The organism is Variovorax sp. GW821-FHT06D12 (assembly GCF_059419205.1).
The window spans coordinates 271,964-297,161 of record NZ_JBWKRI010000001.1 but is presented as its reverse complement, the minus strand read 5'-3'; the positions used below and the strand labels follow the sequence as shown (position 1 = coordinate 297,161).

The following is a 25,198-nucleotide window of genomic DNA, read 5'->3' as shown; positions in this document are numbered from 1 at the left end:
TCTTTCGGCACTCAGAAGGGTGGCGAGACCACCTGGCGCCAGCTGCGGCGCCAGGTGCGGGAGTCCGGACAGCCGTCACCGGCTTTCTGTGTGCCGCCCACGCCGGTGAGAAAGCCGGTTTCGTTGGTGCAGCTGCTCCTGGGCTTGCCGTCCGGCTGGCCTTCGTTGGGCTGGCCGACCATGTTCCGCGAGTTCACGTTGCCGCGCGTGAAGCCGCCGGTGGGAATCGAGACGACCGAATACGCGTCGAAGCTGCCGTTGCCATCCACGTCGAAGGAGTTCTTGTTCTTGCCGGTGAGTGCGTCGAGCACGTAGATGATGTTGGGCAGGCTGCCCGTGGCCGTGCAGGATTCGATGCCCTGTTTCTTGTCCTCCGGCAGGAAGGACGAGACGATCACGCTGCTGCCCAGGTTGGCGAGGTCGCCGACCACGCGCTCGCCGTTGGCCATCGCGCCGGGGTGGGTGATGGTGCCGAGGTTCAGTTGCCATCCCTTCTTGGTTTTCCAATCGACGGCATTCGTGCTGAGCTGGTAGAAGTCCTTTCCCTCCTCGATGCCGGCGCCGGTCTTCGCCACAGGAATGATGGTTTGCGTCACGAGGTTCGAGGTGCTGAGCGCGACGGCGCCGGCCTTGTCGTCGCCTCCGATCGGGGTCTGGTCCCAGAGTCCGTAGAGGGCCTGCTTCGTGGCCGGCATGGCCAGGTCGTCCTCGTCGAGCAGGATGCCCGTGCCGATCACCACGATGGCGCCGCACTGCGAGGTGGCGCTGTAGGTGCACGTGCTTCCATCGCCCGGGTGGACCTGCCAGGTCGGCGCGGCATAGATGGGCTGCTTTCTGCCCTGTGGCGTGGTGAACAGCCGCCTGGGAACGGAGGCCGCGAGCTTCGCGCTTCGCAGGTCGAAGCGCCACAGGTTGCCATTGGCGTCGCCGGCGTAGGCCGCCACGATGCGGCGGGTGCTGTCCCGCACCGCGACCACGCCGCCCAGGCCGCGGTTGCCGCCGCTGACCTCGCCGCCATAGCCCGTGGGGAGTTGAATGAACTGCTTGAGCTTGCCGGTGAGCGCCTCCACCACGTACAGCCCGACCTTCTGCGTTTCGGGGTAGTGGCCGTTGCCGGTCAGCATGACCCAGGTGCCGTCGTCCAGCTGGCCCGCGGCGGGGTTGTTGGTCACATGGCCCAGGTGGGGATAGTCCTTGTGCTTGTTGCTCACTTCCCAGAGGAAGTGTTCCTTGCCCGGGGTCCGGTCGGCGTTGTTCAACGGCGATTCCAGTCCGTACATGAAAGGGCCCGCGCGTCCGCCCGTGCCCAGCACCAACTGGCGCCAGGTGTTCCTTTCGCCGGCCGGGGTCTGGCCGTTCCTGTCGTACACGTCCTGCTCGACCAGCGGGCCGTCGAGCGTGTAGCGAAAGCGGAAGTTCGCGCCGGCGAGGTCGATCTGCGAGGCCATGGCGCCGTTGGGCATGAATGCGGCCAGCTCGCTGCCTGCGGCGTCGTTCCTGCCGGCGTTCAGCACATGGACCTTGCCGTTGTTGGTGGCCGCGAAGATGGTGGGAGGGCGCGTGGTCTTGAGGGCCTTGTAGTCGGGGTAGGTGTCCTTGCCGTCGACCGAGCCGAAGGCGCCGTAGCCCATGTCGAAGCGTCCCCCCACGAACACCGGCGGCGAGTTGACCGAGGCGCCGATGGGCTGCCTGCGCAGCCGGTAGACCGTGCCGCCGGCATCCTTCTGCGGGTCCTCGCCCAGCAGGTAGCGGACAAAGCGTTCGTCGGTGGCCTGCTGCTTGTCGGCGTTCAGCAGGGCCTGGAGATCGCTCGGCAGGTCGCCCAGCCGGGTGCCGTAGGTGAGCGCCGTGCGCTGGGCGCTCCCGGGGGCGTTGGGGTCGTAGTTCGACAAGGCCAGGATCGTGCGCTTGTCCACGGCCGGCATCCTGGCATTGGCCGACCAGGCCGGCTTCGGCTTTCCGGCATCGTCGAAGACAGCGTTGGCGCCGTCGGCATTCAGCGCGAAGGCCTTGATGTCGCCGCTGTTGTCGGCCGTCTGGTACTCGGTCGTGTACTTGTACTGGCCCTGCAGTGTCTGGAACTCGTTGCTGTTGCCCGATACGGCCACGCCGGCGTCGTTGCCGGCGCCGACCATGCTGCTCAAGGCGTTGTCGAGCGCGCGGCGCACGTCCTCGCCCGAGTACACGCTGTAGGCACGGCCGCCGCCGGTGAAGCCGGCACGGATGAAGTCGTCGACGCGCCGGGCGTCGCCCGCGTCCGAACTGTCGCGGTTCAGGTCTCCGGTCGCCCACTGCGGTGGCGTGGCCGGATTGCCGGCGAGCCAGTCGCTGTTGTATTTCTCGATCTGCGCCCACGTCAGCCCTTTCTTGAGGGGTGAGTCGCCCGAGGGCGTGAGGCCCCAGCCGATGGTGTACGTGGTCATGTTCTGCCAGAAGGTGGGGTTGTGCTGGCCCTCCACGGGTGGCACATCGTTGGACAGCGTGCTGGAGAAATCCGTGTGCCAGAAGTAGCGGGCCGTGAGGTCGGCGAAACCGTTGCTGCTGGTGCCGCCATCGCTGTAGGGGATGTAGAGGTTTCTGGCGCTCAACCTTTGGGGCAGGTCCAGGCTGTCGCGGGCGGAAGCGCCCTTGGGGTCGTATTTGAACTTCGCGGCACTGCCGGACGGCTTGCCGTCGTAGTTGGTGCTGGCGGTCGTGGCCGTGGAGCTCGTCTCGATGGCTTGCGCGGTGCCGGCGTTCCAGGCGCCATCGGACAGCACGATGGCGTAGGCGCGCCTGCAGCTCAATTCGCCACTTGTCGCGTCGTTGGGATCGTTCTTCCAGGGGCTGGTCAGCGAGGAGGTCGCATAGGTCGCGGTCTCCTTGCCGGCGTAATAGTCGGCGGCGAGTCTCAGGGCGTTGTGGCTCGGCGTTCCTCCGTTGGGGACGATGTCGTAGATCCAGCTATAGAACCTGGACTTCCATTTCTGCCCCGAAGCGGTGGACTCGTCCTTGAAGTAGTTGACGCCGCTGACGATGTGCTCGGCGGGTTTGGCCGGGTTTCTCGGATCTACTTCCGCCACGCTTTGGTTGTATTGAACGTACCCGACCCTGAACTTGTTGTCGTAGCTCTGCATCGCCAGGCCCAGCGCGGTGCTGACAGCGAGTGCGCGGTTGCGGTACCACGTGTACCAGTTCGCGATGTTCTTGCGCTCCAGCGCCGCGGGGCATTCGTTGGCGCTCCCGCAGTCGGTCCGCCTGTGTCCGGGTGGCAAGGGGACATCGCCGACATCGAGCGCCCCGATGACGCTAACTGTTCGATTGGCCTCGGTGGAACAGTCGTTGTTCTTGCACAGAACGTAGGTGAACTTCTTGGTGCTTGTCGTCGTCCCTGCTTCGTGCAAAGGCCTTCTGTCGGTGGACGATTGGTTGTCCACGAAAGCAACCGGGTTGGGCTTTTCCTTGCCGGTTGCATCGACTCTGGCGCTATAGGTGATCGCCGGGTTGTAGTACTGGGTGTTGATGTTGCTGGACCGCATCGAATACCACCCGTACTTGCCCCTGCAATCCTTCTCTTCTCCCTTGCACTGGTCGTTGACCGCATACCCGTCCTGCATCTCGTCGTCCATCGACCCGGAGTTGTCCAGCACGAACATCAGGTTGGGCTTGGCGCCCGGCACGGCGTTGTACAGCGGGGTCTGGCTCGGCGTCGTGGCAGCCAGCGCGTCGCCGACGGGAAGAAGCGCTGCGCTCCACGCGACAGCGAGACTGACGAAGGTTCGCAGCGTGCGTGCGGCCTTGGCGGGTGCCGGAACAAGAAACGGGCGCGTGGCGGTCATGCGGTTTTCCCTGCGGTTGAAAGTGGGGCGCTGATAAGGCGTGCGAGATTCATCTCCAGCACTCCTTCGTCAGCAGTCCCGCGACCTCGTCATCCATGTCCTTCACACCCAGGCCGCTCAAGGTCAGCGTGCCGCACCGGTCGCCGGTCATGCTGCCGGTGCGGGTGGCCTTGAGGATGTAGCTGGGTGGGGTGTCCCGGGCGAAGACGGCGATGGTGTAGTTGGCGGCGCCGGACTTCGGCGACTGCTGCAAGGCTCTGGGTAGCAGGCTCTCTGCGCCTTTCTTCTGCTCGGTCTCTTCGCCGGCATCACCCGCGGCAGCGGTGTAGCGATCGTTCGCCGAGTAGTAGCGCTGCATGAACTGCGCGGCCTCCATCAGGATGCCCTGGGCTTCGGCGCGCTTGGAGCGGCGCACGTGCTCCTGGTAGTTCGGCAGCGCGATGGCGGCCAGGATGGCGACGATCGCGACGACGACCATGACTTCGATCAGCGTGAAGCCGCGGCGGGAGCGCGAGGAAGCGGAAGGCAGGTGTGTCATGGCGATGGAGGTCATGAAGTCATTTGTCGCGCGTCAGCACGGACTGCAGCCACGCTTCGGCGCCCTGGGTGGCGATGCCGGTCGACGTCTCGAACCTGGCGTTGTTGGCAAAGCCCCGGGCGGTGATCAGGTAGCCGGTCAGACTGGGCGTCGAGGTGGTGGCGATCTTCTGGATGAGGCAGCGCGGCTCGATCTCCAGGGGCGTCACGTCGACCGTGGTGCCGGTGGGCTTCTTGTTGACGTAGGCCTTCGGAACGACGATCGCGCTGTTGCCCACCCAGCTGGCCTTCTTGCGCCATGCCGCGGTTTCGTCGAACTCCGAGCCGATGGGGGTCGTGATGATCCGGGCGCGCATGCCGACGGAGGCGTACTCGGTGTAGTCCTTGTCGTCGCCATCGAAGATGGCCACCTGTTCGCAAAAGCGCAGCGCGGTTTCGGCGGCTTCGCGCGCGACCTCGGTCGAACGAATGCCGTTCACGCTGCGCTCGCTCTGCGTGGCATTGCGGATCGCGAAGGTGCCGACCAGCGACAGGATCACGACCAGGATCAGCGTGACGATCAGCACGACGCCGCGTTCGTGCGCACGGCCGGCGATGCGGCGCGGAAGAGGGGATGGCTTCGTGTTCATGGGGTGATCAGGCGGTTGCGCAGCAGCACCGTGGTGGTGAAGGTCCTGCGCAGGTAGCCGTCGGTGCCGGTGCGGTCGGTGTTGTCGCATCGCTTGTAGGCAAGGCCACCGTCGGGGACGTCGCGCACCGGCCGGTCGCTGCGCATCTGCAGGCACACGCGCACGCTCAGCACGCGGCTCCAGCGGTCTTCGGCGAGATCGGCAAGAACGCCGCTGCCGGGCAGGGCATCGACACCCGCGGCATCGAGGTACTTGACGATCTGGTGCCGCAACGGGTCGTAGGTGGCCGCCAGCTCGATGCTGGGACGGCTGGCCACGCCATAAAGAATGCGCATGCTCTCGACGTTGGCCAGCAGCGGCTGCGAGGGGCCGATGGCGTTGACGGCGTCGCGCTTTTCCATCCCGCGGCACGACAGCATCGGCGCCGTGCTCGCGTCTGTCACCAGATAGCGGTTGTCGGCCAGTGCGTAGTTGGCGGGTGGGGGCGCGCCGGGGGGCGGCGTGGGCGACGGGCTCACCTGCGACGGCGTGAGGGCGTTGATGCCGTTGCCCAGGCAGTTCGTCGCCAGCTTGGCGTCGGTGCCCGTGGGCATGGTGTTGTCGGTGGTGGCTTCGTAGCGGATGGCGATGGCGTCGCTGCCTTTGCCCGTGCACGACAGCTTGTCGAAGGCGGCTGCGGCGTCGGTGAATCCACCAGTGCATCCGCGCACGGCGGGGCCGGCGTAGTTGCCCATCACCGTGGCGCCGTTGCTCGGGATGAGCTGCTGCGAGTAGCCGGCCTGCTTGAGTTGCTGCTGGATCAGGTTGAGCGCGAGGATGCCGTCCTCGTTCAACTGCGTCTCGGCCTGCGACAACTGGCTGCTGCGGCTGGAGGTCGAGAACGTGGACAAGGCGGCTGCCAGGATCACCAGCCCGATCGTCAGCGAGATCATCAGTTCGATCAGCGTGAAGCCACGGACCGGATTGCGCCTGCGCGGGGGAACAGCGAAGACGGTGCTCACAGCGTGATCCGGAAATACATGCAGTTCACCTCTGCCGGGGCCGCGATGTTGGCGCCGGCGATGGGGCAGGCCTGGTGCAGCCCGAAGCCCACGTCCTCCGCGATGGCGCGCCAGATCAGCCAGATGTTCAGCACGCGCGTGGCCGGCAGGCCGTTCACGCCGGAGGCCGCGTCGACCAGTTCCGTCGTGACGTAGGCCGTGCCGCCGGGCAGCCGGTTCCCGACATTCGTGAGCCACTGCGCGAGGTCGTAGGCGGCAATGGCCGCGCCACAGGTGTTGACCGGCCTGTCGGGAACGGAGGTGTCGACCTCGCACGCGGCGGGCGGCGGCGTGGGGTCCGTGGAGGCTGTCTCGCGCGTGCTGGCGTTGTAGGCCTTGGCGTGGGTGTAGCCGGCAAAGCCCGCGAGGTTGGCGCGAGCACGTTCCGCGTAGTCGTTCACCAGGCTCAGGCCGGTGGCGCGCATGCGCGAGAACTGGTTGTACTTGAGGGCCGCCGACGTGAGCCCCGCCATGCCGAACAGGCCGATGGCCAGGATGACGATTGCGACCAGCACCTCGATGAGGGTGGCACCGCGTTGTGTAGAGCGCTTCATTCGTCGTTGCCCGAACAGTCTTCGCCATCCGCGGCGTAGCGGATGCGCCCGGGCTTGCTGATGCACAGCGTCTTGCGTGCCCATGGGGTGGTGCTGGCCGTTTCGAATCCGGGGGCATCGACGGTGATGCTGTTGCTCCCCGAGCTCACCAGACCATTGGGCAGGAAGACAAAACGGCCGGCTTTGCCAAGAGCGATCTTCGCGATGCCGGGCAGTGCGTCCTGCCGCAACAGCACCTCGTCTGTCGACACGGAATAGGCGAAGTCGCCGTCGCGGTCGTTCTTGGCGAAGACGATCCAGCCGGCCGCGAAATCGTTGCCGCCCGAGCCGGTTTCGCACTCGACCGCGGTGCCTGCGCGCAATTGGCAGACGACGACGGGTCTTGCGCGGGCGATGGCTTCGGTGCGTGCGGTGCGCAACGAACCGGTCACGGCGTTGACGGCGTTGGACAGCCGCCACTGCACGATGAAGCGCGTCATCGAAGGCGCCGCGATGCCGATCAGGATCGCGAGGATCGCCAGCGTGACCATCAGCTCGATGGCCGTCAGTCCGCGCTGGTCGCGCAGCCGCGCCGGCCGCGAAGAATCGCGTGGCCTCATGTGCATGTGTCTCCCTGTTGTTTTGGAATTTCAGCCGACAACTTCTGGGCGCGAGACTAGGGGGCGATGCACATGTCCGACAACGGCTCGCCGACGTTCGGTGCGTTCGAAAGGATGAGCGGAAATTCCTCGAAGCGCCGAGTGAAAGTCTGGTATTTCGGGGTGTTTGGTTGGTACTTTTTCTCTTCTGCGGAAGAGGTCTTCGCGCCCATGTCCGCGCGTCGTTCCTCAACCTTGAATCACAATGCTCCGATGACTGCCGCATCCCCTTCCGAATCCGGCTTTGCCTTGTTCCCGACCGCCATCGGCGTGTGCGCGCTGGCCTGGGGGCCGCAGGGGCTGGTCGGTGTGCAGCTGCCCGAAGAGCGGGGCGAAGCCGCGACGCGTGCGCGCATGCATCGGCGCTTTCCTGATCTGGAGGAAGCCTCGCCGTCGCCGCGCGCGCAGCACGCCATCGCGGGCGTGCAGGCGCTGCTCGAAGGCGCGACCGACGACTTGTGCGACATCGACCTCGACATGCGCGGCGTGTCCGAGTTCCACCAACGCGTCTATGCGATCGCGCGGCGCATTCCGCCGGGGCAGACGCGCACCTACGGCGAGGTGGCCGAAGAACTCGGCGACAAGGGCCTGTCGCGCGCGGTCGGGCAGGCCATGGGCCACAACCCCTTCGCCCCGGTCGTACCCTGCCACCGCGTGCTGGCCGCGGGCAACAAGCCGGGTGGTTTCTCCGCGGGCGGCGGCGCGTTGACCAAGCTGCGCATGCTCGACATCGAAGGCGCCACGCCGAACGGGACGCGCTCGCTGTTCTGAGCTTGAACGGTCAGGCCGCCGGCACGGGCAGTTGTTGCAGTCCTGCGATGCGCGAACCGAAGATGATCGCGGCCTGCAGCACGAAGCCCGCGAGCGCCAGCAGCAGGCAGGCCGGTTCGCCCCACAAGGCGCCGACCAGGCCGCCGAGCGCCGCGCCCACGGGGCGCGCACCCGCATTCACCGTGAGGAACACCGCCGACACCCGACCCAGCATCGCCGAGGCCGTCACGCTCTGGCGCAGCGTGGTCGAGGTGATGACCCAGACCATCGGCCCCGCGCCGAACAGGAAGAACGAGAGCGCGGCCAGCGAGGCGGTCGGCACGACGAGGGTGGCCGCCATCGTCGCGGCGGCAGCCACCGCCACCGCCGGCCCGACCTGGATCGCACGGCCGAACGGCAGGCGCGCCGTCACGCGCGAGGTCAGCAGCGCACCGACCACCATGCCCGCACCGTACATCGCGAGCGTGAAGCCCACGGCCTGCGCGCCGAGGCCCAGCACGCGCACGGCATAGGGCACATAGCCCGCCTGCAGCACAAACCACGAGATGTTGAAGACCGCACCGGTCATCAGCATCGGCCGCAGGAACGCGTGTTGCCAGACGAAGCGCGCGCCGTCGTGCACGTCGCGCAGCGGATGGCGCGACGGGGCTGCAGGGCGGGGCGCTTCGTTCAAACGCAGCAACAGGCCCACGGCCGCCACCGACAGCACCGCCGCCAGCACGAAGGCCGACGACGCGCCGGCCCACGCGACCAGCGCGCCAGCGAGCGCAGGCCCGGCCGTGAAGGCGGCGCTGCGCGCCAGCTCCAGCCGCCCGTTGGCGCGCGCCAGCGTGTCACGCGGCACGAGGGCAGGCACCAGTGCTGGCGCCGCGACGCTGAAGCCCACGGTGCCGACCGCGCCAAGGAACCCGAGCACAGCCAGCCCGCCGATGCCCAGCGTCGACGACAGCACCATGCCGAGCAAGGCCAGCAGCGACACCGCACGCAGACCCTCGGCCCACACCATCAGGCGACGGCGCGACATGCGGTCCGCGAGCAGGCCCATCGGCAGTGAGACCAGCAGGAAGGGCAGCGTCTGCACCGCCGCCAGGAAGCCGATCTCACCCGGCCCGGCGCCGAGCGCGAGCACGGCCACCAGCGGCACGGCCGCGAGGCTCAGTTGTTCGGCGGACTGCGCCGCCAGATTGGCCCAGGCAAGGTGGGAGAAGGAACGGGGAAGAGGCGAGGGCATGGGGCGGCACACGAAAAGAAAGACCGCATCCTCGGGGCCGCGCCCGTCTGCCGCTGGCCGTTTACGGACGTGGAAGCCTCAGCCCGCGTTCATCTGCTCGAACCACTCGGCCACGCACACCGCTTCGGGCACCGCGTCGGGGGCGAGGCCGTAGTAGTAGCGCTCCAGCGTCATCCGCAACCCAGGCAGCGGCGATTGCAGCCGGCCCGACGCCAGGTCGTGCGCCACCAGCGAGGTCGGCGCCAGCGCGATGCCCAACCCGTCGACCGCGGCCTGCAGCACGAAGTGCAGGTGATCGAACTGCAGCCGCCCGGCCGGCCGCGCGCGCGGTGCGCCGACCTGCTTCTTCCAGTCGTCCCAGTCGTCCTTGCGCGTGCGGGCCGACAGCAGCACATGCGAGGCGAGGGCGCGCAGGTCGGGCAGCGGCTGCGCCTTGAACAGCGCGGGCGCGCCGACCACCAGCACTTCGTCTTCGAGGAAAGGCCGCACCTGGATCGACGACGGCCAGCCTTCGAGGCCTCGGCGCACGGCGATGTCGAAGCTGTCCGTGGCCTGCTCGGGCATGACGGTGCTGGTGACGACCTGCGGCTCGATATCGGGATGGCGTTCCACGAACGACGGCAGCCGGGGAATCAGCCAGCGCACCGCGAACGAGGGCCGCACGTTGATGCGCACCGCGCGCGCCGGGCCCTGCAGCTGCAGCGCGCGGGCCGCCGCGTGGATCTGCGCGAGCGCGGGTTCGGTTTCCGCGAAGAACTGCTGGCCCTCGGGCGTCAGCGTGACCTGCCGGATGCGGCGCTCGAACAGCGCCACGCCCAGGCAGGCTTCGAGGCTCTTGATCTGTCGGCTCACCGCGCTGTGCGTCACGTGCAGTTCGACCGAGGCACGCGTGAAGCTCAGGTGGCGGGCCGCCGCCACGAAGGCACGCACGGCATGGAGGGGCGGTTCGCGAAGCGGCATGCGTGCGATTTTCTCACGCATGCCGCGCGGGAATGTCGTTTGTCGGTGGGCGTCGCGAGCGGGCACGATACGGGCTCGATGTCCGCTGCACCACCGCTTTCTCCCGCCGTTCCCGTCCGTTCCACCGACCTGGATTCCCGCCACGCCGCCATGGCGCTCGGCCTGTCGCTGCCGGCCGACGTGGTGCTGTACCTGCTGTTGCCCATGTACGCGTCGCAGTTCGGCGTCTCGCTGGCCGAGGTCGGCCTGTTGCTGGCGGCCAACCGGCTGGTGCGCATCGCGGGCTACGGCTGGGTGGCGCGTTTCTATGCGCGCCACGGCGACCGGGCGAGCTGCACGCTGGCCGTGGTGGCCGCCGCCTGCTGCGGGCTGGGCTACGCCACGCTCTCGGGTTTCTGGGCGCTGCTGCCGCTGCGGCTGACCTGGGGCCTGTGCTTCGCGGCACTCAACCTGTCGACGCAGGCCCTGGCCACGGCCGACCCGCTCGGTGCCGCGCGGCGCAGCGGGCGGTCGCGCGCCTTCATCGCGACCGGGCCGGTGCTCGCGCTGCCGCTCGGTGCGCTGCTGGCGTACACGGTCGGTCCGCGCGCGATCTTCGGCGTGCTGGCGGTGGTGTCATTGCTCGCGCTGTTCGTCACCCGGCGGCTGCCGTCGAAGCCGCACCACAGCGCAGCGCCGACACGGCGCTTCTCGCGGCCGAACGCGCTGGACGGCTGGTCCTTCATGGAAGGGCTGGCGCTCGACGGCCTGTTCATCGTGGGCCTGTCGTACCTCGGCAAGGACCTGCTGCCCGGCGGTGCGGTGATCGTGGCCAGTGTGCTGATGGCGCTGCGCTACCTCGCGGAAATCTTCCTCGGACCGGTGGGCGGGCGCATGGCGGAGCATTTCGGCGCCGAGCGCCTGCTCGTGAGCCTGTCTCTGGTGACGTCGCTCGCGCTCGTGGGCTTCGGCCTGGGCTGGCTGTGGAGCTGCGCGGCGCTGATCGTGGTGCTGCGCGCGCTGCAGCTGCCGCTCCTGCCGCCCATCGTGGCGCGTCGCACGCCCGGACCGGAGCGCGTGCGGGCGCTGGCGGCCCGTGCGGTCTGGCGCGACATCGGCGCGGGCGCCGGGCCCTTGCTGGCCGGCGTGCTGCTGCCCATTGCTTCGCCGCCGTGGATCTACGGCAGTGCCGCGCTGTTGCTGGCGGTGGCGGCGCTGGCCTGTGTCCGACGCGCATCGCCACCCACCCCAATCCAGGAGAACATCGCCCCATGACCACCATCGACACCGTTGCGCAACTCGAAGCCCTGTTCGGCCAGCCGGGCGAGGCCTCGCTCAAGAAAGAGGTGCCGTACCTGCACCCGAGCTACCAGGCGTTGATCGCCGCATCGCCGTTCGCGGTGCTCGCGACCACCGGGCCCGGCGGGCTCGACGCCTCACCGCGCGGCGACGCCCCGGGCTTCGTCGCGGTGCAGGACGACAAGACCTTGCTGCTCCCCGAGCGGCGCGGCAACAACCGCATCGACAGCCTGCGCAACATCGTGGCCGACCCGCGCGTGGCCTTGCTGTTCCTGATTCCGGGCGTGGGCGAGACGCTGCGCGTGAACGGGCGCGCACGCATCAGCGTGGCGCCTGAGTTGCTGGCGCGCTTCGCGGTGGAAGGGCGTGCGCCGCAGTGCGTGATCGAGGTCGCCGTCGAGACCGTGTTCTTCCAGTGCGCCCGCGCCATCCAGCGTTCCAAGCTCTGGGCGCCGGTGCCGCCGAACGCGCCGCGCACCGTGCCGACGCCAGGTGGCATCCTTTCGGCGCTGACCGATGCGGCCTTCGACGGCGTCACCTACGACCGCGAACTGCCCGCGCGCCAGCAGGCCACGCTGTACTGAAGGGGCGCGGCGTACCGCCCGGTAGAACGAATGCACTAGCGGCGAAAGCCGCCGACCCCACGCCTGCACCGATTGCGAGCCTTCGCCACAATCGACCCAATGCGTTCTTCTCCGTTCTTCAAGATGGCCCTGTTGCTGGGCCTGCTCTCCGCCATCGGGCCTTTCGCGATCGACATGTACCTCCCGGCTTTGCCCGCCATCGGGCAGAGCCTGCATGCGGACATCGGCGCGGTGCAGATGAGCCTCACCGCCTTCTTCCTGTCGCTCGGCGCGGGCCAGCTGCTCTACGGTCCGATCTCCGACATGGTGGGGCGCAAGCCGCCGCTGTATGCCGGGCTGGTGCTGTTCGCGCTGGCCAGCGTGGGCTGCGCGCTGGCGACCGACATCCAGACCCTGATCGCGCTGCGCTTCGTGCAGGGCCTGGGCGCGGCCGCCGGCATGGCGATTCCGCGCGCCGTGGTGCGCGACCTGCACACGGGCACCGATGCCGCGCGGCTGATGTCGCTGCTGATGCTGGTGTTCAGCGTGTCGCCGATCCTCGCGCCGCTCGCGGGCAGCCTGGTCATCGCCTTCACCGGCTGGCGCGGCGTGTTCTGGGCCGTCACCATCGCCGCGGTGGCGGGCCTGGCCATGATGGTCAAGCTGCTCGACGAAACACGCCCGGCCTCGGAGCGCGTCGAAAGCAGCCTGGGCAGCGCGCTGTCGGCCTACTGGCTGCTGCTGCGCGACTGGCACTACCTCGGGCTGGTGTTCATCGGCAGCTTCGCCATGGCGGGCTTCTTCACCTACCTGGCCAACTCGTCGTTCGTGATGATCGACCACTACGGCCTGTCGCCCGCGATGTACAGCGTGGCCTTCGGCGTGAACGCGGCGGCCTTCATCGCGGCCTCGCAGTTCACGGGCTCGCTGGGCGAGCGCTACGGGCTGGTCAACCTCGTCAAGTTCGGCGTGGCCTGCTGCGGCGTGGCGATGGTCGCCATGTTCGTGTACTTCGCGATGGGCGGCGACAACCTGTGGGTGCTGATCGTCCTGTACTTCATCGCCTCGGGCTTCATGGGCCTCGTGATCCCGACCACCGGCGTGCTGGCGCTCGAGATGCACGGCGCCATCGCCGGCACGGCCTCGGCGCTGCTGGGCACGCTGCAGATGCTGACCGGCGCGCTCGCGATGGCGGTGGTGGGCCTGTTCTCCAACGGCCGGCCGCTGCCGATGGTGGCGGGCATGGCCGCCGGCGCGCTCATCGCGCTGGTGCTGACCTGGCTCACGCTCGGCGGCGTGCGCTCGGAGCCGACCGGGGGCAGGGCGCAGGAGGCCTGACATGACGGTCGCCATGACAGGCAACGGCCCGCAGGCCCAGCTCGACGGCCTGGCCGCGCCCGCGCGCGGCTGGGCGATGCTGGTCATCATCCTCGGGCTCACGGTGTCGGTGCTCGACGGCACCATCGTCAACCTGGCGCTGCCCGGCATCGCGCGTGAACTGCAGGCCACGCCGGCGCAGGCCATCTGGGTGGTCAACGCCTACCAGATCGCCACGCTGGTGATGCTGCTGCCGCTGGCCTCGCTGGGCGACCTCGTGGGCTACCGGCGCGTGTACCTGGTGGGCATGGCGGTGTTCACCGTGTCGTCGCTGGCCGCGACCTTCGCCAACTCGCTCGCCACGCTGATCGCGTCGCGTGCGCTGCAGGGGCTGGGCGCGGCAGGGATCATGAGCGTCAACGCGGCGCTGGTGCGGCTCACGTTCCCCTCGGCGCAGCTGGGGCGGGGCATGGCCATCAATTCGCTGGTGGTCGCCACCTCGTCGGTGGCCGGGCCTTCGGTGGCGGCGGCGATTTTGTCGGTGGCGTCGTGGCCGTGGCTCTTTGCCATCAACGTGCCGCTGGGCATCGTGACCTTCGCACTCGGCATGCGCGCGCTGCCGTTCAACCGCGCGGCGCCGGCCGCGGGCGCGCGCTTCTCGCCCATCGACGTGACGCTCAACGTGCTGATGTTCTCGCTGGTCTTCCTCGGCGTGGACCAGCTGGGCGTGCGCGAGGGCGGGGTGCAGGCCACGGGCACGCCGTGGTCGGCCTGGGCCACGCTGGCGGCCGGGCTGGCGGTGGGCTTCGTCTACCTGCGGCGCCAGCGCACGCAGGCGGTGCCGCTCTTTCCCATCGACCTGCTGCGCATTCCGGTGTTCGCGCTGTCGATGGGCACCTCGGTGGCGGCGTTCTGCGCGCAGATGCTGGCCTACATCGCGCTGCCGTTCCTGCTGCTCGACGTGTACGGCCGCAGCCACATCGAGGCCGGCCTGCTGATCACGGCCTGGCCGCTGGCCATCGTGGTGATGGCGCCCATCGCCGGGCGGCTGATCGGGCGCTACCCCGACGGGCTGCTGGGCGGCATCGGCCTGGGCCTGCTGGCCACGGGACTGGCGCTGCTCGCGGCGCTGCCGGCGCATCCGGGCAATGCCGACATCGCCTGGCGCATGGCGCTGTGCGGCCTGGGCTTCGGCCTGTTCCAGTCGCCGAACAACCACACCATCGTGAGCTCGCCACCCGCGCACCGAAGTGGTGCGGCCAGCGGCATGCTGGGCACGGCGCGGCTCACCGGGCAGACGCTCGGGGCCGTGGTGCTGGCGGCAGTGTTCAGTGTCTGGAGCCCGCATGGCGGGCACGGCCCCGTGGTGGCGCTGGTGCTGGCGGCGGGTTGCGCGGCGGTGGCGGCGGTTTTCAGCAGTCTGCGGCTGAAGACGACAAGTCCGCATGCCTGAATAAGGTAGGGTACGGCCTCATGAAGGAAGTACCTGACACCGTGGTCTGCCCGGGCTGCGACGCGGTCTACGCCCGCACGCCGCTGGCGCCGCGCGACGTGGCCGAGTGCCCGCGTTGCGGCACCGAGCTCGACCGGCACCCGGGCGCGCAGCAGCGGCGCATCCTGCCGCTGACGGTCGCGAGCCTGATCATGTTCGCCATCGCCAACCTGTTTCCCATCGTCGAGATCGAGCTGCAGGGCCTGCGCAGCCAGACCACGCTGGCCGGCGCGGTGGTGGTGCTGAGCGCCGAGGGCATGTCGCCGGTGGCGCTGCTGGTGCTGGCCACGACCATCCTGTTTCCGCTGCTGCAGCTGTGCATCCTGGCCTACCTGCTGGTGCCGCTCGCCCGCGCGCACCGGCCCTGGGGCTTCGCGGTGCTGGTGCGCATGATGCAGTCGCTGCGGCCCTGGGGAATGATCGAGGTGTTCCTGCTCGGCGTGCTGGTGGCGATCGTCAAGCTGTCGAGCATGGCGACGGTGGTGCCGGGCCCCGCGCTGTGGGCCTTCGTGGCGCTCACCGTGACGCTCACGGCCGTGTTGTCGTTCAACCCCGGCGCGTTCTGGGAAATGACCTTCCGTCAGGCCGATGAAGAAGACGCACAAGCTGATGCAGAAGCGCCGGAGGTGCGCGCATGAACATGCGCGGGCTGCCCGCCCGCCTGGCCTCGGCACGCCCCTGGGAGGCGCAGGCCGACGACGAGCACGACCACGAGAACCCGGTGCCGACGGCCGCCGCGCTCGGTCTGCACGTCTGCACGCACTGCACGGCCGTCTGGCGCGATGCCGAAGATGGCGACGCCTGTGCCCGCTGCGGCACGCACCTGCACACGCGCAAGCCGCAGAGCCTGAACCGCACCTGGGCCTTCCTGATCGCGGCCTGCATCATGTACATCCCGGCCAACCTGCTGCCGGTGATGATCACGCGCACGCTGTTCGGCGCGCAGTACGACACCATCCTGAGCGGCGTCATCTACTTCTGGGTGTCGGGCGCCTGGGGGCTGGCGGCCATCGTGTTCATCGCGAGCTTCCTGGTGCCGCTGTTCAAGCTGGCGGTACTGCTCTTGCTTGTGGTGCTGGCGCAGCGGCGCAGCAACTGGCGCCGGCGCGAGCGGGCCAAGCTGTATCACATCATCGAGATCATCGGCCGCTGGTCGATGCTCGACGTGTTCGTGGTGTCGCTGCTGACCGGGCTGGTGCAGATCCAGGGCTTCGCGGTCATCACCGCCGGCGTGGGCATTGCGGCCTTCGGCGCGGTGGTGGTGCTGACCATGCTGGCCTCGCTGAGCTTCGACCCGCGCCTGACGTGGGACGGCCCGGTGCCGCAAGCAGACACGGACGAACGACACATTGAAAGCAGGGAAGAAAAAATCGCATGAGTGAAGAAGACACGCAACCGCAAGACCGTCCGGCAGCGTCGGCCCCGCCCGCGCTGCCGAAGCCGAAAGTGGCGCGCCGCCGCGAATGGCTGCCCTCGCTGATCTGGCTGATTCCCATCGTCGCCGCGCTGGTCGGCGTGACGCTGGTGGCCCGCATCCTCATGGAGCGCGGCCCCGAGATCGTGCTCACCTTCAAGACGGCCGAGGGCCTCGAAGCCGGCAAGACCGCCGTGAAATACAAGGACGTGCAGATCGGCCTGGTGCAGAGCCTGCGGCTGGCGCGCGACCGCTCGCACGTGCGCGTGCTGGTGCAGCTCAACAAGGACGCCGAGGGCTTCACCTCGGCCGACTCGCGCTTCTGGGTGGTGCGGCCGCGGTTGGACACCTCGGGCATCTCGGGCCTGGGCACGCTGCTGTCGGGCGCCTACATCGGCGCCGACGCGGGCGTCGAGAAGGAAACCGCGGGCGAGTTCACCGGCCTCGAAGCCCCGCCCATCGTCACACGCGGCGACTCGGGCCAGCAGTTCTTGCTGCGCGCGCGCGACGTGGGCTCGCTCGACGTGGGTTCGCCCGTGTACTTCCGGCGCATCAAGGTCGGGCAGGTCGCGGCCTACGAGCTCGACGGCGACGGCCGCGGCGTCACGCTGCGGGTGTTCGTGAACGCGCCGTACGACAAGTTCGTCGGCATGAACACGCGCTTCTGGCAGGCCAGCGGCATCGACGCGCAGCTCAGCGCCAGCGGCTTCACGCTGCGCACGCAGTCGCTGGCCACCATCCTGCTCGGCGGCATCGCCTTCCAGGCGCCCGACGACGCCATGGGCCCGCTGGCCAAGGAGAACACGGCCTTCGCGCTGGCGCAGGACGAAAGCGCCGCCATGAAGGAGCCCGACGGCCCTTCGCAGACGCTGCTGATGTACTTCAACCAGTCGCTGCGCGGCCTCACGCCGGGCGCACCGGTCGACTTCCGCGGCGTGGTGCTGGGCGAGGTGAAATCCATCGGCGTCGAGTTCGACCGCGCCGAGCGCGAGTTCCGCATGCCGGTGCTGGTGCAGATCTACCCCGACCGCCTGCGCCGTCGCGAAAGCGGCGCCGGTGCGCAGGCCACGGAGTCGCGCGCGACGCAGCAGGAGCGGCTGCGCTTCCTGGCCGAGAAGGGTCTGCGCGCCCAGCTGCGCAACGGCAACCTGTTGACCGGCCAGGTCTACGTGGCACTCGACTTCTTCCCGAAGGCGCCGCCGGCGAAGATCGACCTGTCGAAGAGCCCGATCGAGCTGCCCACCATCGCCAACGGCCTGGACGAGATCCAGTCGCAGGTGCAGGAAATCGCGACCAAGCTCAACAAGGTGCCCTACGAGCAGATCGCCACCGACCTGCGCACCACGCTGGCCACGCTCAACAAGACGCTCACCAGCGCCGAGCAGACCGTCAGCCGCATCAACAGCGACGTGACGCCCGAGCTGGCCGCCGCCATGAAGGACGTGCGCAAGACCGTCAACTCGGCCGAACGCACGCTGGCCGACGACTCGCCGCTGCAGCAGGACATGCGCCAGACCCTGCGCGAGCTGACGCGCGCCGCCGGCTCGGTGCGCGTGCTGACCGACTACCTCGAACGCCATCCCGAATCGCTGCTGCGCGGCAAACCGGACGACAAGAAATGAAGACGACGACCTTCGCGCTCGCGGGCGCCGCCGCGTTGATGGTGCTGGCAGGCTGCGCGAGCAAGCCCGACAGCTACTACACGCTGGCCAGCCCGCCCGCGCTCACCGATGCCGCGCCGCGCCAGAGCGATGCCGCCACGCCGCTGTACATCGAGCTCGCGCCCGTGGCCGTGCCCGAGCGGCTCGCGCGCCCGCAGATGGTGGTGCGCCGCCCGACCGGCGGCGTGCAGGTCGACGTGCTCGAGCAGCACCGCTGGGCCTCGTCCTTCGAGAACGAGCTGCGCGACGCGCTGGGCAGCGGCATCGCCAGCCGGCTCGGCGCGCTCGACGTCACGCAGGGCGGCCGCCAGACCTCGCAGCCCGTGTGGCGCGTGGCGGTGCAGGTGCGCCAGTTCGAGATGGTGGACGGCGGGCGCGTGGACGCCGGCTTCACCTGGACCCTGCGCCGCTCCGACGAGGCTCGCACGCTGGTGTGCCGGCTCGACGCGGGCGAAGCCACCGGCGGCGGCATGGACGCGCTGGCGCAAGGCGCGCAGCGCGTGACGGCCGCGGCGGCGGCGGCCATGGCGCGCAGCGTGAACGCGGCGCGGACGAACCCGGGCGCGACGGCGTGCGCGACCTGAGGCTTTCACCTTTCCCCGACGGGGGAAGGCTCCACGCCACCATTCGCTAGAACGGAGGCCCCATGGCACAGATCGGCAAGGCGCCCTGCGACGACACGCTGATCCTGCATGGGTCTCCATCTCCCACGGAAGAGGGCGCCTGCCCCGAAGTCTCCAAGCCCTGGGTGCTCGCCGCGGCCATCGTCGGCTCGAGCATGGCCTTCATCGACGGCACCGTGGTCAACGTCGCCTTGCCGGCGATCCAGGCCGACCTGCATGCCACGGCCTTCCAGGCGCAATGGGTGGTCGAGTCGTACGCCTTGTTGCTCGCGGCGCTGCTGCTGGTGGGCGGAGCGCTCGGCGACCGCTACGGGCGGCGGCGCATCTTTGCCATCGGCGTCGTCGTGTTCGCTTTGTCGTCGGTGGGCTGTGCGCTCGCGGCCGACGTGCAGCAGCTCATCGCCGCACGCGCGATTCAAGGCATCGGCGGGGCGCTGCTGGTGCCGGGCAGCCTGGCGCTCATCAGCGCGTCGTTTCCCGAGAAGGAACGCGGGAAGGCCATCGGCACCTGGTCGGGCTTCAGCGGCATCACGGCGGCGGTGGGGCCGGTGCTGGGCGGCTTCCTGGTCGATCACTTCTCGTGGATCTGGGCTTTTCTCATCAACGTGCCGATGGCGCTGCTGGTGCTGTGGATCGTGCGCCGCCACGTGCCCGAGAGCAAAGGCGCCGCGGCGCGCGGCGGGCTCGACCTGTGGGGCGCGCTGCTGGCGACCGCCGGACTGGGCGGTATCGTCTACGCCTTCATCGAAGCGCCGACGCAGGGCTGGCGTTCGCCGGCCGTGCTCGCGGCGCTGGCCATCGGTGTCGCGGGCAGCATCGGCTTCGTCGTCGCCGAACGCCGGGCGCGCACACCGATGCTGCCGCTGTCGCTGCTGCGCATCGGCAACTTCAGCGGCGCCAACCTGCTGACGCTGCTGCTGTATGCGGCGCTGGGCGGCGGGCTGTATTTCTTTCCGCTCAACCTGATCCAGGTGCAGGGCTACTCGGCCACGGTGGCGGGCGCGGCGCTGCTGCCGTTCATCTTCCTGATGTTCGCGCTCTCGGGCTGGGCCGGGCAGCTGGTCGACCGTTTCGGACCGCGCGTGCCGCTGGTCATCGGGCCGGCCATCGCGGCCGTGGGCTTTGCGCTGTTCGCGCTGCCGGGCGTGGGTGCGAGCTACTGGAGCGGCTTCCTGCCGGCCGTGGTGGTGCTGGGTTTCGGCATGACGGTGACGGTCGCGCCGCTCACCACCACGGTCATGAATGCCGTGGGGCCCGACCTCGCGGGCGTGGCCTCGGGCGTGAACAACGCGGTGTCGCGCGCGGCGGCGGTGCTGGCGATTGCCGTCTTCGGCGCCATCATGGCCTGGGCCTTCGACGCGGCGCTGGCCGAGCGGCTGCAGGCGATGGGCGCGTCGGACGAGGTGCGGGCTTTTCTTGCGGCCGAGCGCGACCGGCTGGCCGCGGCCGGCGCACCGCCGGGCGCCGATGCGGCCACCGTCGCCGCCGTGAAGCACGCGGTGGCCGAATCCTTCGTCGCGGGCTTTCGCTGGGTGATGCTGCTGAGCGCCGGCCTGGCCGTGCTGAGTGCGGTCAGCGCCTGGCTGATGATCCGGCGCACGCCCTTGGAAAAGCCAGACAACAACAAGCCATGAGACAGGAGACAAACCACCGATGGAAGCAGCACAACCGGCCGTCGCGCCGCCGCACGTCGATGTCCTGATCGTCGGTGCCGGCCTGTCCGGCATCGGCGCCGCCTGCCACCTGCAGGCGCAGTGCCCGGGCCGCAGCTACGCGATCCTCGAAGGGCGCGAACGCAGCGGCGGCACCTGGGACCTGTTCCGCTACCCGGGCGTGCGCTCCGACTCCGACATGTACACGCTGGGCTACGTGTTCCGCCCGTGGACGCAGGCCAAGGCGATCGCCGACGGCCCCTCGATCCTGCAGTACGTGCGCGACACCGCGCGCCAGCACGGCATCGACGACAAGATCCACTACCAGCACCGCGTGGTGCGCGCCGCCTGGTCGAGCGCCGACGCCTGCTGGACGGTCGACGTGGAGCAGGGCCCCAACAAGCAGCCCGTGCAGTGGCGCTGCAACTTCCTCTTCCTGTGCAGCGGCTACTACCGCTACGAGGCGGGCTACACGCCCGACTTCGCCGGCTTGGCCGACTTCAAAGGCCGCATCGTGCATCCGCAGCACTGGCCCGCCGACCTGGACCACCGCGGCCAGCGCGTGGTCGTGATCGGCAGCGGCGCCACCGCGATGACGCTGGTGCCGGCCATGGCGCAGACCGCCGCGCACGTCACGCTGCTGCAGCGCTCGCCGACCTATGTGGTGGCGCGCCCGGCCGAAGACCCGATTGCCAGCCGCCTGCGGCGCCTGCTGCCGGCGATGGCCGCGTACCGCCTCACGCGCTGGAAGAACGTGACGCTCGGCATGCTGTTCTTCCGGCTCGCGCGGCGCAAGCCGGCGCGCGTGAAACGCATGCTGCTGGGCGGCGTGCGCCACGCACTCGGGCCCGGCTACGACATCGCCACGCACTTCACGCCGCGCTACAACCCGTGGGACCAGCGCCTGTGCCTCGTGCCCGACGGCGACCTGTTCGCGGCGCTGAACGCCGGGCGCGCCTCGATGGTCACGGACCACATCGACACCTTCACGCCCGAGGGCTTGCGGCTGAAGTCGGGCCGCGTGCTGGAGGCCGACATCGTCGTCACCGCCACCGGCCTCGAGCTGCAGGTGCTCGGCGGCATCGAACTGAGCGTGGACGGCCGCCGCGTCGACCCCGCAGCGACCTTCAACTACAAGGGCATGATGTACAGCGACGTGCCCAACCTGGCCTCGTCCTTCGGCTACACCAACGCCTCGTGGACGCTCAAGTGCGACCTGACCTGCGCCTACGTCTGCCGGCTGCTGAACCACATGCACAAGCACGGCTGGCGGCAATGCACGCCGCACAACGCGGGCCCCGACCTGTCGCCCGAACCGTGGATCGATTTCAGCTCGGGCTACGTGCAGCGCTCGCTCGACAAGTTTCCCAAGCAGGGCGCGCGCACGCCGTGGAAGCTGCACCAGAACTACCTGCGCGACATCCTCCTGCTGCGCCTCGGGCGCGTGGACGATGGCGTGATGGCGTTCTCGAACCGAGCGGTTTGATCGCGGCCTGACCGCGTTGCGTGACGTGGCGATGTATAGCTCTGCTCAATACAACATCGAAGATTTTTGAATTGGATCGATGGCAGGCGGCGGTGATTTACTCCGCCCGGCGTTGCACTCGCACGGAAGAAAACGGCGAGGCGGCACCCGGGAATCACCCCACGACCCTGTGATGAGGAGACCTCATGAAGTCATCGATCCGTGCATCCCTGGCGGGCCTGCTGTTCGCAGCGCTGGCAGGACATGCAAGCGCTGCCTCGCTGGACGCTTTCGCGGCCACGCCGAACGCAGCCATCTCCGGCAACAACATCGAGAACCTGACGCAGTCGACACCCGAGATGTGCGCGTCGGCCTGCCTGGGCGCGCCACGCGGCGCCTGGTGCGTCTCGTTCGACTACAACAAGGCTGGCCAGAGCTGCGACCTGAGCGACAAGCGCGCCGCCGACGTGGGCGGGCTGAAGACCGACTACCCCGGTAACCCCTACGACCACTACAGCCTCAAGCCCGATCCGCTGAAGCCTTTCGCGCGCACGCCCAATGCGGCCATCAGCGGCTACAACACCGAGGCCCTGCAGGGCGTGACGCCCGCCGACTGCGCCAACGCCTGCACCGACGCGAGCCGCTCGTCGTGGTGCAAGTCCTTCGACTACCACAAGACCAACCAGCGCTGCGACCTGAGCGACAAGCGCGCCAGCGACATCGGAGGCCTGAAGACCGACTACGTCGGCAATCCCTACGACCACTATTCGCTGATCGCGGGCGAGGGCGTTCCCAACCCCGTGCCCGGCAACAAGCACATCCTGCTGATCGGCATCGACGGCTTGCGGGGCGACGCCATCCAGTGCGCGGGCTGCGTGCAGACGCCCGCGATGTCGGCGCTGATCGCCGGCGGCGCCTTCCACGGCAACGTGCTGGCGGGCGGGACCAAGCAGGCGACCGTGAGCGGACCCGGCTGGTCGTCGGTGTTCACCGGTTTCTGGGCCGACAAGCACGGTGTGACCTCGAACACCACCACCTTGCCGCTGAAGAAGACGCACGTGTTCGACCAGATCAAGGCGGCCTGGCCGACGGCCACGACCGCGGTGGTGGGCGACTGGTTCAACATCACCCACAACCTGCGCCCCGCGCTGGCCGACTTCGTGGTCGCCAACGCGGCCAAGAACTCGCAGCAGGCCACCGATGCGGTGAAGGGCTGGCTGAGCTGGAAGCACCCGCCGACGGCGATCTTCTACTACCTGCACAACGTTGACGTCCACGCGCCGAGCTACGACCCGCTCAATGCCTACTACCAGGGCAAGATCGCCGGCGAAGACCAGCAGATCCAGCAGGTGCTCACGGCGCTCACGTCGCGGCCGAACTACGCGAATGAAGAATGGCTGATCGTCGTCACCTCGGACCACGGCGGCACCGGCAGCAGCCACGGCGGACAGACGGCGGCCGAACGCAGCACGCTGCTGATCCTGAACAACAACCACCAGAACCCGCTCAAGCCCAGCTACTGCGTGGGCAGCCTCGGGGGTACCGCATTGACGCAGGTGGACGGCACGACGCCGCACATCCTGGACTTCCTGGGCCTGCCGAACACCACCGAAGGGCAGAAGCACCCGGCGTGCGGGAACTGAGGCCGGGCGAGTCCGGGCGGGGCCGAAGGGGAGGGTAGCCCGCGCGCATGCCGTGCGCGGCAGGCGAAATGCCTACCCTTCGGCGATCGGCGGGTTGAACCCGCACATAATCTCGCGTTTTCTTTTGTTCTGAATCTCTCAGGTAGCCACGCCGTGTCGAAGCCAACCTGCCCCTGGACTTCGACCAACCCTTTCCGGCTGTGGTGCGCCCGTGTTCGAACGCTATTACCGCGAGCTGCTGAGCTTTCTGTCCCGCAAGGTACCCGACCGCGCCACCGCGGCCGACCTGGCGCAGGAGAGCTACGTGCGGGTGTACGAGGCGCAGCGCACGGGCAGCGTGGTGCGCGACCCGCGCGCGCTGCTGTATCGCACGGCCCGCAACCTCGTCACCGACCACCACCGCCGCACCAGCGTGCGCGCGGGCGGTGACACGGCGGCGTCCGATGAGGCACCGCCCGACGCCGACGACTGCATCGGCCCGCCCACCTTCGAGCCCGACGCCATCCTGTCGTCCACCCAGGGCATGGCGGCCATGGTCGAGACCATCGACCGGCTGCCTCCGCGCTGCCGCGAAGCCTTCGTGCTCTACAAGTTCGACGGGCTCTCGTACGCCGAGGTGGCTGCGCGCATGGGCATTTCGGTGCGGACGGTCGAGATGCAGTTGCGTATTGCGATGGAGGCGTGCTGGGCGTGCCTGGAGCGCACGCGGGGGCCGCAGTGAGATGAGAGAACGCAGAACACGCCCCATTACAGGGTTTGACCACGCTCGTGCGTCTACCCCCATAAGAACGATCCCCACGTCATGACCCTCACGTCGCCACCGTCCGAAGAAGCCCTGCGCCTGCGACAGGACGTGCTGGACTGGTTCGTCCGCCGCCAGCGCGCGCAATGGAGCGCGTCCGACGAGCGCGCGTTCCAGGCCTGGCTCGGCGCCGATGCGCGCCATGGCGAGGCGTTCCGCGAATGGGAGTCGCGCTGGCGCGCCTTCGACGCGATCGCGCCCGAGACGGTCGCGGGTTGGCGAAGCGGCTTCGAAGGCCACGCGCCCGCCGCACCCACGCGCCGCGGCTTCCTGAAGCCGGCTTTCGTACTGGCAGCCTCCGGCATGGCGGTCGGCGCCGGCTACCTCGGCTGGCACCACGTGCAGGCCCAGCCCGTGTTCGAACAGGCCTTCGCCACCCGGCGCGGGCAGCAGCTCGAAGCGCCGCTGCCCGACGGCTCCCGGCTGCGGCTGGACACCGCCACCCGCCTCGAAGTGCGCCTGTTCCGCGACCGCCGCGAGGTGACGCTGATCGACGGGCAGGCGGTGTTCGCGGTGCAGTCCGATGCGAAACGCCCGTTCGACGTGCTGGCCGGTCCGCTGCGCGTGCGGGTGGTCGGCACGCGCTTTGCCGTGCGCCACACCCCCGGCATGCCGGGCGCCGACGGCACGCGGGTGTCGGTGGAAGAGGGCAAGGTGCGCGTGGTGCGCCGGGCGCTGGATGCGACGAGCGAAGTCTTCCTGACCGCCGGCCGCCAGGTGGAAAGCGATGCGCAGGGCCGGTTCTCCGCCGTCTCGGCCGTGCCGCGCGACGGCATCGCGCCCTGGCGCGAGCACCGCCTGAGCTTCGTCGACACGCCGCTGGCGCGCGCGCTGGCCGAGCTGGAGCGCTACGGCAGCACCGGCCTGGTGGTGAACGACCCGGCGGTGGCGGCCCTGCGCCTGAGCGGCACCTTCGACCCGCGGGACGCGCGCACGCTGCGGCGCGCCCTGGCCAGCGCCTTGCCGGTGCGGCTGAAGGACACCGGCACGGTCGCGGAAATCCTGCCGGCCCCCTGAAACAAAAGAATCAAGAATTTCTCGCCGGCACTACGGGGATTCCGCCGGCTCGTGCGTCAGCCCAGATAGGAACCATTTGCATTCACTACCTGG

General features: G+C 69.1%; 22 protein-coding genes. 14 read left to right on the top strand and 8 right to left on the bottom strand.

Annotated elements, in window-relative coordinates:
* Positions 1 to 11: 11 nt before the first annotated feature.
* From AC07SQ_RS01370 to AC07SQ_RS01345, 6 genes are read right to left on the bottom strand one after another with little or no spacing between them, the layout of a single operon-like run.
* On the bottom strand, positions 12 to 3,818 hold the full coding sequence (locus tag AC07SQ_RS01370) for a pilus assembly protein (RefSeq protein ID WP_495271272.1): 3,807 nt from the start codon (positions 3,816 to 3,818) through the stop codon (positions 12 to 14).
* A 49-nt stretch (positions 3,819 to 3,867) separates the two neighbouring features.
* Positions 3,868 to 4,371: a type IV pilin protein gene (locus tag AC07SQ_RS01365; RefSeq protein WP_495271273.1), complete on the bottom strand. Its 504-nt coding sequence runs from the start codon at positions 4,369 to 4,371 to the stop codon at positions 3,868 to 3,870.
* A gap of 4 nt (positions 4,372 to 4,375) precedes the next feature.
* The gene (locus AC07SQ_RS01360; protein WP_495271274.1) at positions 4,376 to 4,984 is read right to left on the bottom strand and encodes a pilus assembly PilX family protein; all 609 of its coding nucleotides are present in this window, start codon (positions 4,982 to 4,984) and stop codon (positions 4,376 to 4,378) included.
* Positions 4,981 to 5,985 carry a PilW family protein gene (locus AC07SQ_RS01355; protein ID WP_495271275.1) on the bottom strand — a complete coding sequence of 335 codons (1,005 nt, stop codon included), beginning with the start codon at positions 5,983 to 5,985 and terminating at the stop codon, positions 4,981 to 4,983. The genes AC07SQ_RS01360 and AC07SQ_RS01355 overlap by 4 nt, the downstream gene beginning before the upstream one ends.
* The gene (pilV, locus tag AC07SQ_RS01350) at positions 5,982 to 6,578 is read right to left on the bottom strand and encodes a type IV pilus modification protein PilV (RefSeq protein WP_495271276.1); all 597 of its coding nucleotides are present in this window, start codon (positions 6,576 to 6,578) and stop codon (positions 5,982 to 5,984) included. Before pilV ends, AC07SQ_RS01355 begins: the two co-directional genes overlap by 4 nt.
* Positions 6,575 to 7,177, bottom strand: coding sequence for a GspH/FimT family pseudopilin (locus tag AC07SQ_RS01345; protein ID WP_495276241.1), 603 nt, complete (start codon positions 7,175 to 7,177; stop codon positions 6,575 to 6,577). Before AC07SQ_RS01345 ends, pilV begins: the two co-directional genes overlap by 4 nt.
* 252 nt (positions 7,178 to 7,429) lie before the next feature.
* Here AC07SQ_RS01345 and AC07SQ_RS01340 point away from each other — a divergent pair, with 252 nt between their 5' ends.
* Positions 7,430 to 7,987: a methylated-DNA--[protein]-cysteine S-methyltransferase gene (locus AC07SQ_RS01340; RefSeq protein WP_495271278.1), complete on the top strand. Its 558-nt coding sequence runs from the start codon at positions 7,430 to 7,432 to the stop codon at positions 7,985 to 7,987.
* A gap of 10 nt (positions 7,988 to 7,997) precedes the next feature.
* Here AC07SQ_RS01340 and AC07SQ_RS01335 read toward each other — a convergent pair whose 3' ends face one another.
* Positions 7,998 to 9,218, bottom strand: a complete 1,221-nt coding sequence (locus AC07SQ_RS01335) for an MFS transporter (protein ID WP_495271279.1) — start codon at positions 9,216 to 9,218, stop codon at positions 7,998 to 8,000.
* Between the two features lie 78 nt (positions 9,219 to 9,296).
* Positions 9,297 to 10,178, bottom strand: a complete 882-nt coding sequence (locus tag AC07SQ_RS01330) for a LysR substrate-binding domain-containing protein (protein WP_495271280.1) — start codon at positions 10,176 to 10,178, stop codon at positions 9,297 to 9,299.
* Between the two features lie 78 nt (positions 10,179 to 10,256).
* On the opposite strand from AC07SQ_RS01330, the gene AC07SQ_RS01325 reads away from it, so the two are divergent.
* From AC07SQ_RS01325 to AC07SQ_RS01265, 13 genes are all read left to right on the top strand, one after another.
* Positions 10,257 to 11,432 (top strand): MFS transporter, encoded by a 1,176-nt coding sequence (locus tag AC07SQ_RS01325; RefSeq protein ID WP_495271281.1) that lies wholly within the window; start codon positions 10,257 to 10,259, stop codon positions 11,430 to 11,432.
* Entirely contained in the window at positions 11,429 to 12,040 is a 612-nt protein-coding gene (locus tag AC07SQ_RS01320; protein WP_495271282.1) for a pyridoxamine 5'-phosphate oxidase family protein, read from the top strand. Before AC07SQ_RS01325 ends, AC07SQ_RS01320 begins: the two co-directional genes overlap by 4 nt.
* Before the next feature lie 99 nt (positions 12,041 to 12,139).
* The gene (locus AC07SQ_RS01315) at positions 12,140 to 13,357 is read left to right on the top strand and encodes a multidrug effflux MFS transporter (protein WP_167395025.1); all 1,218 of its coding nucleotides are present in this window, start codon (positions 12,140 to 12,142) and stop codon (positions 13,355 to 13,357) included.
* Position 13,358: 1 nt separating this feature from the next.
* Positions 13,359 to 14,789, top strand: a complete 1,431-nt coding sequence (locus tag AC07SQ_RS01310) for an MFS transporter (protein ID WP_495271283.1) — start codon at positions 13,359 to 13,361, stop codon at positions 14,787 to 14,789.
* Between the two features lie 20 nt (positions 14,790 to 14,809).
* On the top strand, positions 14,810 to 15,466 hold the full coding sequence (locus tag AC07SQ_RS01305) for a paraquat-inducible protein A (protein ID WP_495271284.1): 657 nt from the start codon (positions 14,810 to 14,812) through the stop codon (positions 15,464 to 15,466).
* Between the two features lie 2 nt (positions 15,467 to 15,468).
* Entirely contained in the window at positions 15,469 to 16,206 is a 738-nt protein-coding gene (locus tag AC07SQ_RS01300; protein WP_062480247.1) for a paraquat-inducible protein A, read from the top strand.
* Positions 16,203 to 17,864, top strand: coding sequence for a PqiB family protein (locus tag AC07SQ_RS01295; RefSeq protein ID WP_062480236.1), 1,662 nt, complete (start codon positions 16,203 to 16,205; stop codon positions 17,862 to 17,864). Before AC07SQ_RS01300 ends, AC07SQ_RS01295 begins: the two co-directional genes overlap by 4 nt.
* Positions 17,861 to 18,487 carry a PqiC family protein gene (locus AC07SQ_RS01290; protein ID WP_495271285.1) on the top strand — a complete coding sequence of 209 codons (627 nt, stop codon included), beginning with the start codon at positions 17,861 to 17,863 and terminating at the stop codon, positions 18,485 to 18,487. The genes AC07SQ_RS01295 and AC07SQ_RS01290 overlap by 4 nt, the downstream gene beginning before the upstream one ends.
* Before the next feature lie 62 nt (positions 18,488 to 18,549).
* Complete coding sequence (locus AC07SQ_RS01285) at positions 18,550 to 20,160, top strand: MFS transporter (RefSeq protein ID WP_495271286.1); 1,611 nt, start codon at positions 18,550 to 18,552, stop codon at positions 20,158 to 20,160.
* Between the two features lie 19 nt (positions 20,161 to 20,179).
* Positions 20,180 to 21,664, top strand: coding sequence for a flavin-containing monooxygenase (locus AC07SQ_RS01280; RefSeq protein WP_495271287.1), 1,485 nt, complete (start codon positions 20,180 to 20,182; stop codon positions 21,662 to 21,664).
* A 185-nt stretch (positions 21,665 to 21,849) separates the two neighbouring features.
* Positions 21,850 to 23,286: a PAN domain-containing protein gene (locus AC07SQ_RS01275; protein WP_495271288.1), complete on the top strand. Its 1,437-nt coding sequence runs from the start codon at positions 21,850 to 21,852 to the stop codon at positions 23,284 to 23,286.
* Positions 23,287 to 23,497: 211 nt separating this feature from the next.
* A complete protein-coding gene (locus tag AC07SQ_RS01270) occupies positions 23,498 to 24,007 on the top strand; it encodes an RNA polymerase sigma factor (protein WP_495271289.1) in 510 nt (169 codons plus the stop codon).
* 81 nt (positions 24,008 to 24,088) lie between these two features.
* Positions 24,089 to 25,105 (top strand): FecR family protein, encoded by a 1,017-nt coding sequence (locus AC07SQ_RS01265; RefSeq protein WP_495271290.1) that lies wholly within the window; start codon positions 24,089 to 24,091, stop codon positions 25,103 to 25,105.
* Positions 25,106 to 25,198 lie beyond the last annotated feature (93 nt).